This is a genomic window from Neptunomonas japonica JAMM 1380, assembly GCF_016592555.1.
GTDB lineage: Bacteria > Pseudomonadota > Gammaproteobacteria > Pseudomonadales > Balneatricaceae > Neptunomonas > Neptunomonas japonica_A.
Map to the genome: position 1 here is coordinate 2,561,679 of NZ_AP014546.1, position 15,780 is coordinate 2,577,458.

General features: G+C 45.0%; 12 protein-coding genes. 4 read left to right on the top strand and 8 right to left on the bottom strand.

Annotated features, from left to right (window positions below; genetic code table 11):
• Position 1 precedes the first annotated feature (1 nt).
• From choW to NEJAP_RS12020, 6 genes are all read right to left on the bottom strand, one after another.
• Positions 2 to 847, bottom strand: a complete 846-nt coding sequence (gene choW, locus NEJAP_RS11995) for a choline ABC transporter permease subunit (RefSeq protein ID WP_201347463.1) — start codon at positions 845 to 847, stop codon at positions 2 to 4.
• Positions 848 to 965: 118 nt separating this feature from the next.
• Complete coding sequence (locus NEJAP_RS12000; protein WP_419197850.1) at positions 966 to 1,883, bottom strand: choline ABC transporter substrate-binding protein; 918 nt, start codon at positions 1,881 to 1,883, stop codon at positions 966 to 968.
• A gap of 207 nt (positions 1,884 to 2,090) precedes the next feature.
• Positions 2,091 to 3,788: a choline dehydrogenase gene (gene betA / locus NEJAP_RS12005; protein WP_201347465.1), complete on the bottom strand. Its 1,698-nt coding sequence runs from the start codon at positions 3,786 to 3,788 to the stop codon at positions 2,091 to 2,093.
• Positions 3,789 to 3,856: 68 nt separating this feature from the next.
• Complete coding sequence (gene betB, locus NEJAP_RS12010) at positions 3,857 to 5,314, bottom strand: betaine-aldehyde dehydrogenase (RefSeq protein ID WP_201347466.1); 1,458 nt, start codon at positions 5,312 to 5,314, stop codon at positions 3,857 to 3,859.
• 646 nt (positions 5,315 to 5,960) lie between these two features.
• On the bottom strand, positions 5,961 to 6,938 hold the full coding sequence (locus NEJAP_RS12015; RefSeq protein ID WP_201347467.1) for a TauD/TfdA family dioxygenase: 978 nt from the start codon (positions 6,936 to 6,938) through the stop codon (positions 5,961 to 5,963).
• A gap of 218 nt (positions 6,939 to 7,156) precedes the next feature.
• Positions 7,157 to 8,083, bottom strand: coding sequence for a LysR family transcriptional regulator (locus NEJAP_RS12020; protein WP_201347468.1), 927 nt, complete (start codon positions 8,081 to 8,083; stop codon positions 7,157 to 7,159).
• Positions 8,084 to 8,202: 119 nt separating this feature from the next.
• Between NEJAP_RS12020 and NEJAP_RS12025 the strand changes: the two genes are divergently transcribed.
• The 4 genes from NEJAP_RS12025 to NEJAP_RS12040 all read left to right on the top strand — a co-directional run bounded on the left by NEJAP_RS12025 (position 8,203) and on the right by NEJAP_RS12040 (position 13,196).
• Entirely contained in the window at positions 8,203 to 9,690 is a 1,488-nt protein-coding gene (locus NEJAP_RS12025; RefSeq protein ID WP_201347469.1) for an FAD-linked oxidase C-terminal domain-containing protein, read from the top strand.
• Entirely contained in the window at positions 9,691 to 10,806 is a 1,116-nt protein-coding gene (gene glcE / locus NEJAP_RS12030; protein ID WP_201347470.1) for a glycolate oxidase subunit GlcE, read from the top strand.
• A gap of 25 nt (positions 10,807 to 10,831) precedes the next feature.
• A complete protein-coding gene (gene glcF, locus NEJAP_RS12035) occupies positions 10,832 to 12,058 on the top strand; it encodes a glycolate oxidase subunit GlcF (protein WP_201347471.1) in 1,227 nt (408 codons plus the stop codon).
• A gap of 82 nt (positions 12,059 to 12,140) precedes the next feature.
• Positions 12,141 to 13,196 carry a TRAP transporter substrate-binding protein gene (locus NEJAP_RS12040; protein ID WP_201347472.1) on the top strand — a complete coding sequence of 352 codons (1,056 nt, stop codon included), beginning with the start codon at positions 12,141 to 12,143 and terminating at the stop codon, positions 13,194 to 13,196.
• Between the two features lie 107 nt (positions 13,197 to 13,303).
• Here the strand turns inward: NEJAP_RS12040 and NEJAP_RS12045 are convergent, their stop codons facing one another.
• Positions 13,304 to 14,779, bottom strand: a complete 1,476-nt coding sequence (locus NEJAP_RS12045) for a hypothetical protein (protein WP_201347473.1) — start codon at positions 14,777 to 14,779, stop codon at positions 13,304 to 13,306.
• A 58-nt stretch (positions 14,780 to 14,837) separates the two neighbouring features.
• On the bottom strand, positions 14,838 to 15,779 hold the full coding sequence (locus NEJAP_RS12050; protein WP_201347474.1) for a DUF6384 family protein: 942 nt from the start codon (positions 15,777 to 15,779) through the stop codon (positions 14,838 to 14,840).
• Position 15,780 lies beyond the last annotated feature (1 nt).

Here is a 15,780-nt window from a genome sequence, read left to right on the forward strand (position 1 = left end):
ATTAACCTTCCTCTTTAGCGCCGGGCGCCTTACAGATTCGATCCAAAATAATAGCCACCAACACAATGGCCAAACCGGCTTCAAAACCCTGAGAAATATTGACCGTATTCAATGCGCGAATTACTGGTTTTCCTAAACCATCAGCCCCCACCAGCGCAGCGATGACCACCATAGAAAGAGATAACATGATGCACTGGGTCACGCCCGCCATGATATTTGGCATCGCAGCGGGGAGCTCAACTTTATAAAGCAACTTGAACGGCGTAGCGCCAAATGCCTTGCCTGCCTCGATTAAATCATCAGGGACACGGCTAATGCCGAGATAGGTCAAGCGAATAGGCGCTGCGACCGCAAATATAATGGTTGAGATCAAACCAGGAACAACACCCAGACCAAACAGAACGAGTGTCGGGATAAGATACACAAAGGTAGGAATCGTCTGCATTAGGTCAAGAATCGGCCGTAGAATAGTGTAAACCCAAGGTTTGTGGGCTGCCACGATTCCAATTGGAATACCCATAGCAACCGACAGTGTTGTCGCCGCTAATACGAGCACAAAAGTCTCTAGCATCTCCTGCCAATAACCAAGATTAAGAATCAATAGCAAAGCGGTGACTACAAAAATCACGAGCGGAATACTGCGATGCAACCACCAAGCAATCGCGGCGGTCATAGCCATAGGGACAAAGGGGGGAAACCACTGAAATATCTCTACCATAGAGATAATCATCCACTCCAAAGAAACTGAAACGGCATCAAAAAAACCCGCTGCATTAAAAGTCAGCCAGTCAACAAACGCTTCCATCCAGCTACCTAGCGGAAGTTTGTTCTCAGTAATCCAATTCATGATTTTGCCTTTTTATATAAACGATGTCATCACCACAGATGAGGTGAAGCACTTCTTCATAAATACAGAGGAGATCTGTTGCCAAGGCATAAGGCGCTCGACAACAGACAAATCAAAATCAGAGGTCTAAGTGTTTACGTATTGCAGCCAACGCATCGCCGCCCTCTTTGGTTGTTACACCCTCTAACCAGCTATTCAGGGCTTCAGGATTAGACTTCAACCAAGCAAGTGCCGCTGTTTGAGGCTTTTTACCATCATCAAGAATGGCACCCATCACTTCGTTTTCCATTTCAAGCGTAAAAGATAGGTTCTGTAACAAGCGCCCTACATTCGGGCAGTCTTGGCTGTAATTTTGACGCACATTGGTATAAACGCTAGCACCACCATAGTTAGGGCCAAAGAAATCATCTCCGCCCTGCAAATACTCCATCTCGATGTTGGCATTCATTGGATGAGGCGCCCAACCTAAAAAGGCAATCCACTGCTTACGTTTAGCTAAACGTGAAACCTGTGAAATCATTCCAGCTTCACTCGACTCAACCAGTTTAAAGCCTTTCAGACCGAAAGCATCTTGGTCAATCATATCCTGCATCAAACGGTTACCATCATTACCAGGCTCAATACCGTATAGGCGACCTTTGAACTTATCTTTGAATTTAGCAATATCAGCAAAACTCTTTACGCCCGCGTCATACACATACTTAGGCACCGCCAAGGTGTATTTAGCCCCTTCAAGGTTGGCACGTACGGTTTCAACAGTGCCAGCTTCACGGTATTTAGCTATGTCAGCTTCCATCGTCGGCATCCAGTTACCCAGAAACACATCAATGTCTGCGTTAGCGAGAGAGGTATAAGTCACCGGCACAGACAATAGCTGAGTCGTTGATTTATAACCCAGCGCTTCGACTACTTCACTGGTGATTGCCGTTGTCGCTGTAATATCAGTCCAACCCACGTCGGAGAAACGTACCGTGTCACATTGGCCGGCAAATACCATCGATGCGGACAAGCCCATCGCAACGGTTACGCCACGCATTAAGTTATGTTTACGGCCAATTCTATTCTTTCGAGTTATCATGATTAGTTACCTTATTTTAATGTTGGATTCTCTTACGATTTCTACTTTTCAAGAGTGTATTGCGAACAACACACAGCATAATGTTTACTTTTACAACAGTTAATTAAGCACCTACTAACTTATGCTAGAGCTGCTTATTTCATCTTGCATTTCACGCGCTCAGCGCTACTTCACCACACGCTTAGGCATACCTAAACGCTGGCTCTGCTGCCAGTCCGGGTCAATCCAGACATCAACATTTTTACTAGCTAAAGCCTTTTTACCTAAAATCATGTCTGCCGCTTTTTCTGCCACCATGATAGTAGGAGCATTCAAGTTACCGTTTGGAATAGTCGGGAAAATTGAAGAGTCGACTACGCGTAGTGATTCGATCCCTCTTACTCGACACTGTGTATCTAACACGGCCATAACATCATCATCAGCACCTATCTTGCAGGTACATGAAGGATGATATGCACTCTCAACATTCTCCCGCACCCAACGATCTACCGCTTTATCGCTTGTTATCTGCTCTCCCGGTTGGATTTCATCACCGCGAAAAGAATCCAAAGCGGGCTGCTTTAAAATTTCACGCGTCAAGCGGATACAATCACGCCAGTCTTGCTTATCTTGATCAGTGCTGATGTAGTTAAACAAAATACTCGGCTTGGCTTTTGGGTCCGCTGACTTAATCCACACGCGGCCTCGACTCTCTGGCTTATTTGGCCCCACATGTACTTGAAATCCATGCCCATCGATAGCCTTCCCACCGTCATAACGCATGGCAGCTGGTAAAAAATGATATTGAATATTGGGCCACTTCAAACCTTTTCGAGACCGAATAAAGCCACAAGACTCAAAATGATTAGTTGCCCCTAAACCATCTTTCAACAACATCCAGCGCGCACCTATAATGCCCTTGCTCACTAGGTTAAGTTTGCCATTCAACGTAATGGGCTGCTTACAGTGGTATTGGAAGTAAACTTCCAAGTGATCTTGCAAGTTTTCACCAACACCCGGCAAGTCATGCACAAGCTCAACACCGGCTTCTTTCAATACTTTTGCAGGACCAACACCTGATAGTTGTAATAAATGCGGAGAACCAACAGACCCTGCCGCTAAAATAACTTCTTTTTTTGCAGTCGCATTAATCACCCTGCCATTTTTTTCATACTCAATACCAACAGCGCGTTTACCATCCATAATGACTTTACGAGTGAGAACACCACTTATCAGCGTCAAGTTAGAACGCTTCATCGCGTCACGTAAATAAGCATTCGACGTGGAGGCTCGTACACCGGCTTTCACTGTCATATGCATTGCACCAAAGCCTTCTTGGCGATAACCGTTGTAATCATCTGTTGTTGGGTAGCCTGCATCTTCACCGGCATCAATAAATGCCTGATAAAGCGGGTTCAGCTTCATATCGTTGCCATTACAGGTAAACAAAGGACCACTACCGCCCCGATAGTCATCACTACCCTTAACCCATGTTTCTGCTTTCTTAAAGTAAGGTAAGCATTGCTGGTATCCCCACCCAACGGCACCTTTCTCGCTCCACTCATCAAAATCGCACGCATGCCCACGGACATACACCATGCCATTTATCGACGAGCCACCACCCAACACTTTTCCGCGTGGGCAATGCATAGAGCGACCATCCAGAAAAGGCTCTTCTTCGGTATGAAACTGCCATGCATATTTAGGCGTATTCATTGGATAAGACAGAGCCGTCGGCATCTGAATAAAGATACTCTTATCCGAACCTCCTGCTTCCAACAACAGCACACTGTACTGGCCATCTTCAGTCAGGCGGTTAGCCAGTACGCAACCAGCAGAGCCTGCGCCAACAATGATGTAGTCATATCGTGTATCAGTGGTCATACTAATTTTCATCCCTCAGGCCGCAGCTTAGACACTCGTTTGCACTGGCTTTCTACTGTTGTTAAAGCTTAGGTATAAGGGCAGTCGACATCACCTAATTCAACATAAACGCTTTTAATCTGCGTATAGTGGTTAAGTGTTTCAATGCCATTTTCACGACCAATACCTGACTGTTTATAACCGCCCACCGGCATTTCAGCAGGCGATGCACCCCAGGTGTTAATCCAACAGATACCCGCCTGAAGACGAGCAATGACGCGATGCGCCCGAGCAAAACTAGTTGAGAAAACGCCGCCAGCCAGACCATATTCGGTATCATTGGCACGCCGGATAACTTCATCCTCATCACTAAAGCGCAAAATAGACATAACAGGCCCGAATATTTCATCTTTAACGTTAGGCATATCATCGGTGCAGTCCGCAAACACGGTAGGTTTAACAAAATAGCCCTTCGCGAGATCACCTTCGACAACACGCTCGCCACCACAGGCTAAGCGCGCGCCCGCCACTTTTGCAGCATCAATACAACCGAGCACTTTATGCATATGCTCTTCAGAGATCAGTGCGCCAACTTGCGTATTAAGGTCTGTAGGGTCTCCAATGATCATTCGCTCAGTACGCTCAACAACTTTGCTGACAAATTCGTCATAGATGCTGTCATGTACAAACACGCGTGTACCATTCGTACAGACTTCACCTTGTGTATAGAAATTGGCTAATAATGCACCCGATACAGCGTTATCAAGATCAGCATCGCCAAATACGAGTAAAGGTGATTTCCCACCCAACTCCATAGTGACCTCTTTCAACGAGATGGCCGCATCAGCCATGACTTTTTTGCCTGTACCGCATTCGCCTGTAAATGAAATCTTAGCTATTTGAGGGTGGCGTGAAAGCGCCTGCCCAACACGGTAGTCGCCTTGCACAACATTGAACACGCCATCAGGCAAGCCAGCTTCTGTAAAGATTTCAGCTAGTTTTAAAGCACTCAACGGTGTTTCTTCAGAAGGCTTAAAAATCATGCAGTTACCCGCAGCCAATGCAGGTCCAGATTTCCACATAGCAATTTGAATAGGGTAATTCCACGCACCTATACCGGCACAAATACCCAAAGGTTCACGGCGGCTGTAGTAAAAATTATTGCTGCCTAAATCCTGTTGCTGCCCATGTATCGAGGCAGCAAGCCCCGCATAATATTCGATAACGTCAGCGCCAGACGCAATATCAACACAGTTAGCTTCCTGCAAAGGCTTGCCTGTATCCAACACCTCTAACATAGCGAGCTCATCATTACGCTCGCGTAAAATAGCCACAGCTCGCATCAAAATGCGCCCTCGTTCGGCACCACTCATCGCAGACCAAACAAGAAAGCCAGCTTGAGCAGCTTCTACTGCCTTATCAACATCGGCCAGTGACGCCTGTTGAACATTAGCCAGCACCTCGCCTGTAGCAGGGTTACGGCTAATAAAGCTTTCACCCGATGTAGCATCTTGATATTGACCATTTATATAAAGAGTGTGTTGCATCTAACTATATCCTGCTAATTTCGTTTCATGGCGACTCAGGAGCAAGCAGCATTACCGAATATCGTTCTAACTTTTGATCTCTGATAACACGCGCGACTGGCGCTCGCCGCTCTACATAAAATTTATTATACGCTGTTATCAAATTTTTTATTGATTGAACGTTTAATTAAAAATAACTTTGACTAAATTTTATGCAGATGTCAAAAAGACGCTGATGTAGCAAACAAAAAATAAAATAGAAACAGCCGAGAACTAAAAGCAAACGAATTAATCACTTTAATAACTTTTAGGAACACAAAGATAGATAATAGAGTTTTTTTACAACAACAGAAGATAAAATCAACAAATATGTTATGTCGCTTTACATTAGTTTTTTTCTGTAAATAGAGTAAAATTTTGACGATAATGGAGAAATTTTTGTCGCTTTACGTTAAGTACCAGCATCAGGAATAGACAATTTCATTCGTCAGAAATGATAAATAGGCCGCTATAAAAATGTAGATAGAGGGCATATGCCCTCCACCTAGAGCTAAGGTAAATCAAATAACCTACCAACTATTCTAGATAGAGAGGCGAGCGGCGCCTGAATTAAATGCGCCACACGACGCTTAAAGCCCTCGTAATTTTTAAGCTGGTGAATATCAGATTACGCTTCGCGTTTAGTAATACCATTTCGTCCGGGAAAGTCAGGCGCCAACTCCCTAGCATTAGGCATCTTCAGCCATAATCTATACAGGTGTCGCCTGCGCGCTACTTCGTCGTAATCTTCAAAACTAGTACGAGAATGAAAAATGGTATAATTATTTGCGAATTGGATATCACCTGGCTCCATCATCATATCCAAACGAATATCTGGATCATTTAAAGTCGTATCAATAAGATCTAAGGCTTCAACTTCGACATTTGATAAGGGAGCACCTGCGTTGTTTTGTGCAATTTCTATATATTGACGTAAATATCGAGCGCTTAATTTACCCTTATGATAACTAAAGATGGGTGTAAAGCCTGGGTCTCCGTCATCAAGATGCTCTAATTTGAATAGACGGTGGAGAAGCCCAATATACTCTGGGTTTTTTTCCAAAATTTCGTTGTACAGCGTCATTGCACTCGACAGGCTACTCATGCCCCCTGATTTTGCTTTACGAAGAGAAAGTAAACCAACAACATCCGATAAGTCAGCGTGATAAGGAAGGTATTCATTCGTTTCATAGACACGCACACTTTTTGGATCGATTGCCCCAATATTTTTAACATGCCCTAACATATCGCCTTTTAAATTTTGCGGAACAGGCGTACCCATGTGAAGACCAAGACCATAGTAAATAATGGCAGCTTCATCATCCGTATACCGATCAATGGGCAAGCCGCGAATCAAGATAAAACCTCTACCATTTTCTAACTCTTCATTGAAGCAAGCCACTTCTTTGGATAGTTCAGTAATCGGAAAATCGGCCTTAGTAAAATCAGGTACTTTCAAACCTTTTTGCTTGATATTTTCTAAGGCCTTTTCAAGAACGCTAATTGACTCATCGGACCAATGATAAATCCATGAATCGTCACCCTTTAAACTCTTCCCTTTCCATGCAGATGGATCTGTAATTTTTTCTTTATGAATGACGCTCATTACCTATTCCTCTAAAAATCAGGTTGCTATTCTCTGACACCACCCCAAAAGGAACGAGCCATACCAACCCCACATCACAAATTTTAGCTGAAATTAGAAACATTTAACCTTTATTTATTGGATTTTAATGGAAGTTAATTTTCTATATTTCGCTCTTTTTTTAGAATAAACACAAAAATACAGATATAACAACAATTATTTTGTGGGCTTTATAGCCCTTAAATCAGCACTTCACCATCGAAAATCTTCTGCTGACAAAGCTGCTGAATCAACTCGATAAGAAGAAGCTCAATAGCACGGCAAGCCGATGTAAAGGGTCTATTTTCTAAGCGAACGATTGCGTGAATTCGATCAATTGAAGGGCTAATAATTTTTAGCGCATCCAACTCACCATGTTCAAGTTCTGGCGTCATCACGTCATAGGGGATGATGGCATTAGCAATGCCACTATTCATCAAGCAACGTAGCGTTAAGCCCGTGTCTTGCTCATACTGAATATCCAAAGGCCACTTTGCCTCCAGTGCTTTTTGCTCGATATGCAAACGAATATTATGTGGCCGTGATGGTGCTACCAACGGGTAGTTGGATAACTCTTCAAAAAGTATCGTGCCCTTCGGATGTTTTACAGCAATCCCTTTTCCCACTAGGTGCAGTGGCTCGCGATACACCGGAGTGACATGAACCCCACTCAAATCAGCGGCGTTCGGAATTAGCCCTATATCAACTTTGCCGTCGGCAATATTTTGCGCAGCGTTCAAGCTCATAGCGTCGTAAATTTTCAACTGAACTTCAGGAAAGCGCTGGGCACATTCAGTGACTAGTAGGGGGATTAGGGTGTAAGCCTTCGAAGCATCAATGACAACGCTAACCTCACCTCGTGGAGAAAACTCATCGCTAATAACATCCGCTTTTGCAATATCTACTTGGCGCAGTATCAACTTCGCGTGATGCACCAGCTTCTCGCCAGCCAGTGTGAGCCTCACCCCTTTGACACTGCGAACAAAAAGCGCAACGCCGAGTTCATTTTCTAACGCGGCTATCTGATGGCTCAACGCTGGTTGCGCAATAAATAACTCACGAGCGGCGGCTGATACGCTACCCATCTCTGCAATTTTCAGAAAATACTTAAGCTGAGTAAATTTCATACCTTCTCCATAACTTAAATATATGGTTAATCATAGTTATTATGTATTTTTTTAAATAGCATTTCATCTTTAAAGTTATCTAGGTTCCCGCCTCCTCAGCGAGCCACTTGGATACCACCATGAACTCAAACATTGCAGCGAACATCAGAACACAACGACTTGCCAGCCTCATTCCAATGCTGAGCCAGATGATTCCTGACCATGCAATCTTGAGTGAGCCAGAACAGCTCAAAGCTTACGAGTGCGATGCATTCACCACCATGCGCCAAATGCCGTTACTAACGGTACTCCCTGATACCATCGAACAAGTTCAGCATGTTATGCGTTGCTGCCATGCGCTTGATATTCCGGTCGTGGCTCGCGGCGCAGGCACAGGACTCACCGCAGGGTCAATGCCTGTCGAGAACGGTGTTCTCCTTGGCATGAACAAGTTTGACAAAATACATGATATTGATTTACATAACCGCAGCGCATGGATAGATCCCGGCGTTCGTAACCAAGCCGTCTCCGATGCTACCGCACCCTACAACCTGTATTTCGCACCCGACCCTTCATCACAGCTTGCATGCTCTGTCGGAGGCAATGTTGCTGAAAATGCTGGCGGCGTACATTGCCTCAAGTACGGCCTAACCGTTCACAATATTTTAGAGCTAGACGTCATCACCATTGAGGGTGAGCGCATCACCATTGGCGGCCAAGCGCTAGATGCAGCAGGGTACGATCTCTTAGCACTAATGACTGGGTCAGAAGGTTTGCTAGGCATTATTGTTGGTATCCGCGTAAAACTTTTAGCTAAACCTGCTAGCGCTCGCGTACTACTTGCCGCTTTCGCAACTATTGAGGATGCAGGTAACGCTATTGCTGAAATCATTGGTGCAGGCATCATTCCTGCGGGCCTTGAAATGATTGACCAAAAAGGTATTCAAGCGATAGAAGCACTGATGCATGCAGGCTACCCGGTTAATGCAGCAGCAGTTGTTATCTGTGAATTAGATGGCAGTGTTAAAGAAGTCGAGGATGAACTGAACAGTGTCCTTACAATACTTCATCGCTTGAATGCTTCCGACATTCAAATTTCAACTAACGAAGCTGAAAGCAAACGCATTTGGGCTGCTCGTAAAGCCGCTTTCCCCGCACTTGCTTGCTTAGCTCCCGACAATTACGTGATGGACGGCACCATTCCACGTCGAGCGTTGGCTCAAGTATGGACAAAAATAAACCTCCTTGCAGATGAATACCAGTTACTCGTAGTGAACGTCTTTCACGCTGGCGATGGCAACATGCACCCCTCAATATTGTTTGACTCCTCCGATGAAGATCAACATAAACGCGCTACCGAGCTTGGCACACGCATTCTCGAATTATGCGTTCAAGTCGGAGGCACTATTTCCGGAGAGCATGGTATCGGTTTAGAAAAAATAAATCAGATGTGTTTGCAGTTTACTAATAATGAGATTAGCCAGTTTCACGCACTGAAAAGCGCCTTTGATAGCAAAGCGCTACTCAATCCTGGGAAGCAGATTCCTACTCTAGCGCGTTGTACTGAGTTCCATTCGATGCATATACATAATGGTGAAATGCCATTTCCTCATTTGGAGCGGTTTTAAATGCTTTCAGTTCAGCCACCCGCCATAACAGCAAGAACACTGGCAGAGCAGATCAGCGCTGCTTACGAGCAGAAATCATCGTTGATAATAACAGGCGGTAATAGTAAAGCATTTTATGGACGCCACACCAAAGGCTTCGAGCTATCAATTGCAGGATACAGTGGCATTCTCAATTACGAGCCATCTGAGCTTGTTATAACTGCGCGTGCAGGAACGCCATTAAAAGAGATAGAAGAGCTCTTGGCAGAGCATGGACAAATGCTTGGCTTTGAACCGCCTTCGTTTTCTGATACTGCCACCCTTGGCGGTACCATTGCATGCGGGATTTCAGGACCTCGTCGACCTTATGCTGGAGCTGTCCGAGATTTTGTTTTAGGCGCAACCATTATTAATGGCAAAGGCGACATTTTAAAGTTTGGCGGCCAAGTCATGAAAAATGTTGCTGGCTATGATGTTTCGCGACTGATGACGGGGGCATTAGGTACTTTAGGCGTCTTACTAGATATATCACTCAAAGTCATTCCTAAACCCGCGGTTGAGGAAACGCGTATCCTACCCTATGACCACCAACAGATGAGCACTTTATTAAGCACCCTAGGACGCCAGCCAATACCGCTTTCTGCTACATACCTGCATAAAAACCTTTTATATGTACGCTTCTCCGGCGCCAAAGCTGGGGTGGTATCTGCGGCAGAAAATATAGGCGGCGATGTTCTCAGACAAGCAGATCTTTTTTGGCATCAATTGAAAGAGCAGCGCCTCCCTTATTTTAATCAAGACAGATCTTTATGGCGTGTGTCATTACCACCTAACGCTCCGTGTGTCCCTGACTTAATAGTTGATACAGAATCAGTCACTGAATGGGGAGGCGCCCAACGCTGGGTGTACCCAAAAGATACTAATGCGCTACAACAATGGGCAAGTGATAATGGTGGCCACGCTAGCTACTTTCGTAATAGACCCGACGCTAATAACTGCCAGGTAAGCAGTAATGATACAAATGGTTCTAGTTTCAGCCCCCTGAGCCCTGCACTTCTTACATTAAGCAAACGTATAAAGCACAGCTTTGACCCGCATAACATTCTCAACCCCGGCCGTTTATACGCAGACCTATAACCAACCCAACGCTGGGGGAGATTCCGTGCAGACCAACATAGCTGAATTCATTAATAGCACCGCGCAAGGGAAAGAGGCCGATGCCATCCTACGTAAATGTGTGCATTGCGGCTTCTGTTTAGCAACATGCCCAACCTACAATTTACGAGGCAATGAGTTAGACAGCCCCCGTGGACGTATCTATTTAATTAAACAGGTTTTAGAGGGCCAGCCAGCCTCCACGATCACACAATCCCATCTTGATGCTTGCTTAAACTGTCGTGCCTGTGAGACAACCTGCCCTGCCAATGTTGACTATCACCGCCTGCTGGATATCGGCGTACAAGTGGTAGAAAAACAAGTACCTCGCTCTTTTGCACAAAAAGTATTGCGCCAGTCAATACTAGGTGTATTGCCTTATCCGACACGATTTACTCCACTGCTTAGAGCCGCCCAGCATCTTCGCCCGCTCCTGCCAAGCGCATTAAAAATCAAAATCCCTTTGCGACCATCAAAAAGCCACTGGCCGAAACCCGTGCATAAAAAACGCATGCTCGTACTAGAGGGTTGCGTTCAACCCGGACTCGCACCCGACATTAATGCCGCGACAGCTAGGGTATTAAGCCAATTTGATATCTCGCTAATTACCGCTGATAAAGCAGGTTGTTGTGGGGCTATCAATTACCACCTTAATAAGCAGGAAGACGGTCGGGACTTTATGCGTAACAACATTGACGCATGGTGGCCAATAATAGAGGAAGGCTGTGAAGCAATCGTTATGACTGCCAGTGGTTGTGGCTCGACAGTAAAAGAGTATGGAACACTGCTTAAAGATGATGGCTTCTATGCTGAAAAAGCAGCACGGATATCTACACTCACAAAAGATCTGGTTGAAGTCTTAACAGACCTTCCGTTAGAGAAACTCTCACTCAATGCGACCAGCAACGTTGCTTTTCAATGCCCCTGCTCACTTCAACATGCTCAAGGATTATCAGGTTCCGTTGAAACTGTATTAACACGATTAGGCTTTCCAGTAAAAGCTGTCAGTGATGGACACACCTGCTGTGGGTCTGCAGGCACCTACTCTATTTTTCAGCCTGAACTCGCCACTCAGCTAGGCGTGCAAAAAGTTAAAGCCCTTGAAAAAGCAAACCCTGACATCATCGGCAGCGCCAATATTGGCTGCATGACACACCTTTCGAGTAAATCCAAGATTCCTATACAACACTGGATTCAGATCATTGATGCAGCTATGACGACCGCTCACGAATAACTCACATTAATAAGCTAAAACTCACCGTTAATAGCTTTTGAACACGCCTTATATGAAGGCATACAATAAAAAGGTAATTCATATGAAAATAAAAACATTAGTTAAATCATCTGCGGGGCTGTCATTAGGCCTTCTTTTATCAGGCAGTGTACTTGCTGAGTCGGTAATGCGAGTTGCTAGCTGGCTTCCTCCAACACATCCTCAAAATGCCATTGTTTTAACAACATGGGGTAAGTGGATAGATGAGGCGACTCAAGGCCGTGTGAAAATGAAGATTGAATATGGTATGGGTCACCCCAAAACCATGTTCGACCTCGTAGAAGATAACGTTGTTGATGCCAGCTGGAGCGTTCATGGCTATATTCCCGGACGCTTTAAATTGACAGAGTCTGTAGAACTACCTAACTTAAATGCAAATGCAGAAGCCGCTTCTGTCGCATTTTGGCGAGTTAGCAACAAATATTATAAGCAAGCAAATGAACACGAAGGGCTTGTTGTTGCAGCTCTTTTCACGCACGGCCCTGGACAAATACACTTAGCAGAACCGATCAATTCTCTTGCAGATATGAAAAACCGTAAAATTCGTCTCGGTGGTGGTATTCAAACACAACTAGGTGAACGCATGGGCGTAACAGCCGTTGGAGCTCCGGCACCTAAAGTGTACGAAATGATGCAGCAAGGTGTTGTTGATGGTGTATTCATCCCGACGGGCGAACAGAAAACTTTACGCTTGAATGAGGTCACCAAACAACTGGTGTTATTACCTGGTGGCATGTACGTCATGAGCTTCTCTATCTTTATGAACCCAGACTTCTTAAACAGCCTTAGCAAAGAAGACAAAGCAGCAATTCTTGCCGTTTCTGGTGAAAAACTATCCGCCCTTGCAGGGCGTGCATGGGATGGTGGTGATGCAGAAGGGCTCATTGTTGCCAAAAACGCAGGTGTTTCCATTTTAGAAGTTAAGAAAGGCGACCTCATCGATCAAGAATTTCAAAGCATGATTGTTGGTATGGATGAAGACTACCTCGAACGTGTATCGAAGCGCGATGTTGATGCATCCGCTGCATTAAAAGAGTTACGTAAGATTGCTCGAAACTATGTATCAGAAAGCGCGCAAGCTAAAACAGCGCAAAACTAATATAAATACATAAGGTCCCTGGTAGGCGCTAACCTAAATAGCGGCGTTCACTCGGGTTATCCATCAGCGTAATCCCTGAGGATAACCCGAGTGTTTTTTACTATGAACTAAAAACCACCTCCCGTACTAAAGCCTCCACCACCACTGCGCTTGCTACTTCGCCCACTTCCAGGAATACGAAAACCGCCGCCCCCACCGCGTGTACTCGGCCATCTAAATGTGCTGTTACGGTTTGATGTACGCCTATTAGATGACCTGCCACTAATACCACCACTACCAAAATCTGGCTGGGCCCCACGGTTATCATAACGCTGATTGCGCTTAAGTACTCGCCATACATCACTGCCCGCCACAGCCCCTTGCAAGAACTGGCCTAGCACTGACTTGATCAAGTCTTCATTGCCAAAACCTGAGCGAACATCATCAAAACGGTTATTTTTAAAACTATGACGAACACTTTCCAGCTCTTTTAGTTTTGCTATTTTTGCCGAGTGTGCGCGGCGCAAGTCAGCCAAATCATCTTCGTTATCTTCATAGTTATCCTGAAATTGGCGAAGCTCCCTGACTAATTCATCATCAACGGGAGATAATGTATCTCTCACATAGCGATCTATTTGATACACATCTTTGTGTGCCATGGCATCACTCAAGCACTGAATACTGCGTTGCGTATATTCATCAGTTCCAGAAGTAAATTCAGCACGCTTTTCCAATGTCGTGTTCAACCTATTTTCTAAGATTTCTATCTGGTCATCCTGCGCATCTAGTTGCAAACGCGCGTCATCTAAACGTTGTTCCACTTCTGGAACACCAGCATCTGATAAGGCCTGCGTCTCTATAGCTTGAAGTAATACAAACTCCCTTTCCGCTTCAGTTTGTACTCTTTGAGCATGCGCAGCTAAACGCTTAGGTATCTCTTGAAGGTTCCAATAATTAACGCGATTTTTCTCATACTTTATGAGCCCAGAGACCCATTTATCGAGAGCGCGTGTTAACACGCCTCCTACATAGTCAGGCGTAGCGAATTTACGCCGCCATAAATACATAAACAGTTTATCATTTTGATAAGGTTCATCTTTAATATCCATATCAGATTGAGCTGTCTGGCTTTTCTGCAGCGCCTCAGCAGCGATAGATTCCGCCTTACTAGCGCGCTCAAATTGAGTTAAATAAGCGGCATCTTCTTTAAGCGCTTCCTGAATACCCGTTTCATTTTCGGCAAGATCTGTTGATATATCATTAGCAATCAACAAGAGCTTTTCTCGAGCGATTTCGGCCTCTTCTAACTCCTGCTTTAAATCTTTGATTTCATGCTCAACCTGCTGAATAGACTGAACACGGTCACTCAAAATATTCTTAGCATCAAGGTCTGCTGCCGTCAGGGCATCTTGTAGCTGCCCTGTATCTATCTCGACTAAACGAACCTTAGCAATCTCATGAAGTACCTTACCTTGCTGTCGCAGGTTGTCAGTCAGACTTTGGGTCAGCCGCGTTAAGCTCTGATCCAGACGATCAATATCATCACGCACCGTACGTAACGTGCTATCGATACTGTTTAAGGCTGTTGAACCACTCCACATCATCTAAACCCTTCTATTAATATGTACTGATATATCTGTGTAACAATGCATCAGGCTAGGCTTACCACTGCGTAATAGTGGCACCGCTGGTGGCAATTTTATATTGGGGTTTCAAGTAACCGGCAGGTTTATCGCCCACTATATTCTTCTGAATAATCCCATCATCACGCTTATCTGCAGCCACGGAGTTAAAGGTTCGATAATCAACCCGTATCCCCCATTTATCCACATCATTGCGTTTACCAGACTCTTCATTTATCACCGGCAAGGTCAGCACATTATTAGCCCGGCCAATCGCTTCTACAATCAAGTAATAGTTACGTGCATTGGAGTTAACATCGGGGATACGCCAAACGCCAGATTGCTCTCCAGGGCGTGAGACAATTCTTATTTTGTAACTGAGCCTTAACTGGATCAGCATGTTTTCCATATCACTTAATAACGATTTAGCCACTTTAGTTTTACTATTAGCTAAAGCAGCACTAGCAGACCCCTTAAGCTCTTGCGCCTGGACAATCACTTGAGGATTCTTGGCAATCGCTTGTATCTCATTGTAAGTTTGTTGCAAAGTGCTCGGTAATGCCTCAAGTGCTTGCTGCTGAGGTCTCTCATTTAGAAAGTAATTTCCAGCATAAGCCAACGTCCCGAGCAGCAGGACTGCAGCCACAGGCTTACCCCATGTTTTACGGCTTACATAAAGATGAGCCAGCGTAGTAGAGAAATTCTTCTTGGACGGATAGTACTTAAAGCGGTCTTCATCCAGCGCTTTAATGCCCTCTTCCAAAATATGATCGGGAACATCCATACCTTGCTCAGCATAGATTTCACGTAAACGCTCCAGTAATTGCTCACGTCGCGCATCCGTGCCAAGCTCCCGCTCAACCATACCTTGGCGATGCCGTAGTGTGTCCACTACATCCATCGCCACCATAATATCTTCAAGCTTTGCTCTGGGTACTTCAACCTGATCAGTAGAAGCACTGGCCGCATTCATACTATCCATT

What these genes read in the sequence shown, in the direction of transcription:
- choW (WP_201347463.1), bottom strand. Translation starts at nt 847, where the DNA reads ATGAATTGGATTACTGAGAACAAACTTCCGCTAGGTAGCTGGATGGAA.
- NEJAP_RS12000 (WP_419197850.1), bottom strand. Translation starts at nt 1,883, where the DNA reads ATGCGTGGCGTAACCGTTGCGATGGGCTTGTCCGCATCGATGGTATTT.
- betA (WP_201347465.1), bottom strand. Translation starts at nt 3,788, where the DNA reads ATGACCACTGATACACGATATGACTACATCATTGTTGGCGCAGGCTCT.
- betB (WP_201347466.1), bottom strand. Translation starts at nt 5,314, where the DNA reads ATGCAACACACTCTTTATATAAATGGTCAATATCAAGATGCTACATCG.
- NEJAP_RS12015 (WP_201347467.1), bottom strand. Translation starts at nt 6,938, where the DNA reads ATGAGCGTCATTCATAAAGAAAAAATTACAGATCCATCTGCATGGAAA.
- NEJAP_RS12020 (WP_201347468.1), bottom strand. Translation starts at nt 8,083, where the DNA reads ATGAAATTTACTCAGCTTAAGTATTTTCTGAAAATTGCAGAGATGGGT.
- NEJAP_RS12025 (WP_201347469.1), top strand. Translation starts at nt 8,203, where the DNA reads ATGAACTCAAACATTGCAGCGAACATCAGAACACAACGACTTGCCAGC.
- glcE (WP_201347470.1), top strand. Translation starts at nt 9,691, where the DNA reads ATGCTTTCAGTTCAGCCACCCGCCATAACAGCAAGAACACTGGCAGAG.
- NEJAP_RS12040 (WP_201347472.1), top strand. Translation starts at nt 12,141, where the DNA reads ATGAAAATAAAAACATTAGTTAAATCATCTGCGGGGCTGTCATTAGGC.
- NEJAP_RS12045 (WP_201347473.1), bottom strand. Translation starts at nt 14,779, where the DNA reads ATGATGTGGAGTGGTTCAACAGCCTTAAACAGTATCGATAGCACGTTA.
- NEJAP_RS12050 (WP_201347474.1), bottom strand. Translation starts at nt 15,779, where the DNA reads ATGGATAGTATGAATGCGGCCAGTGCTTCTACTGATCAGGTTGAAGTA.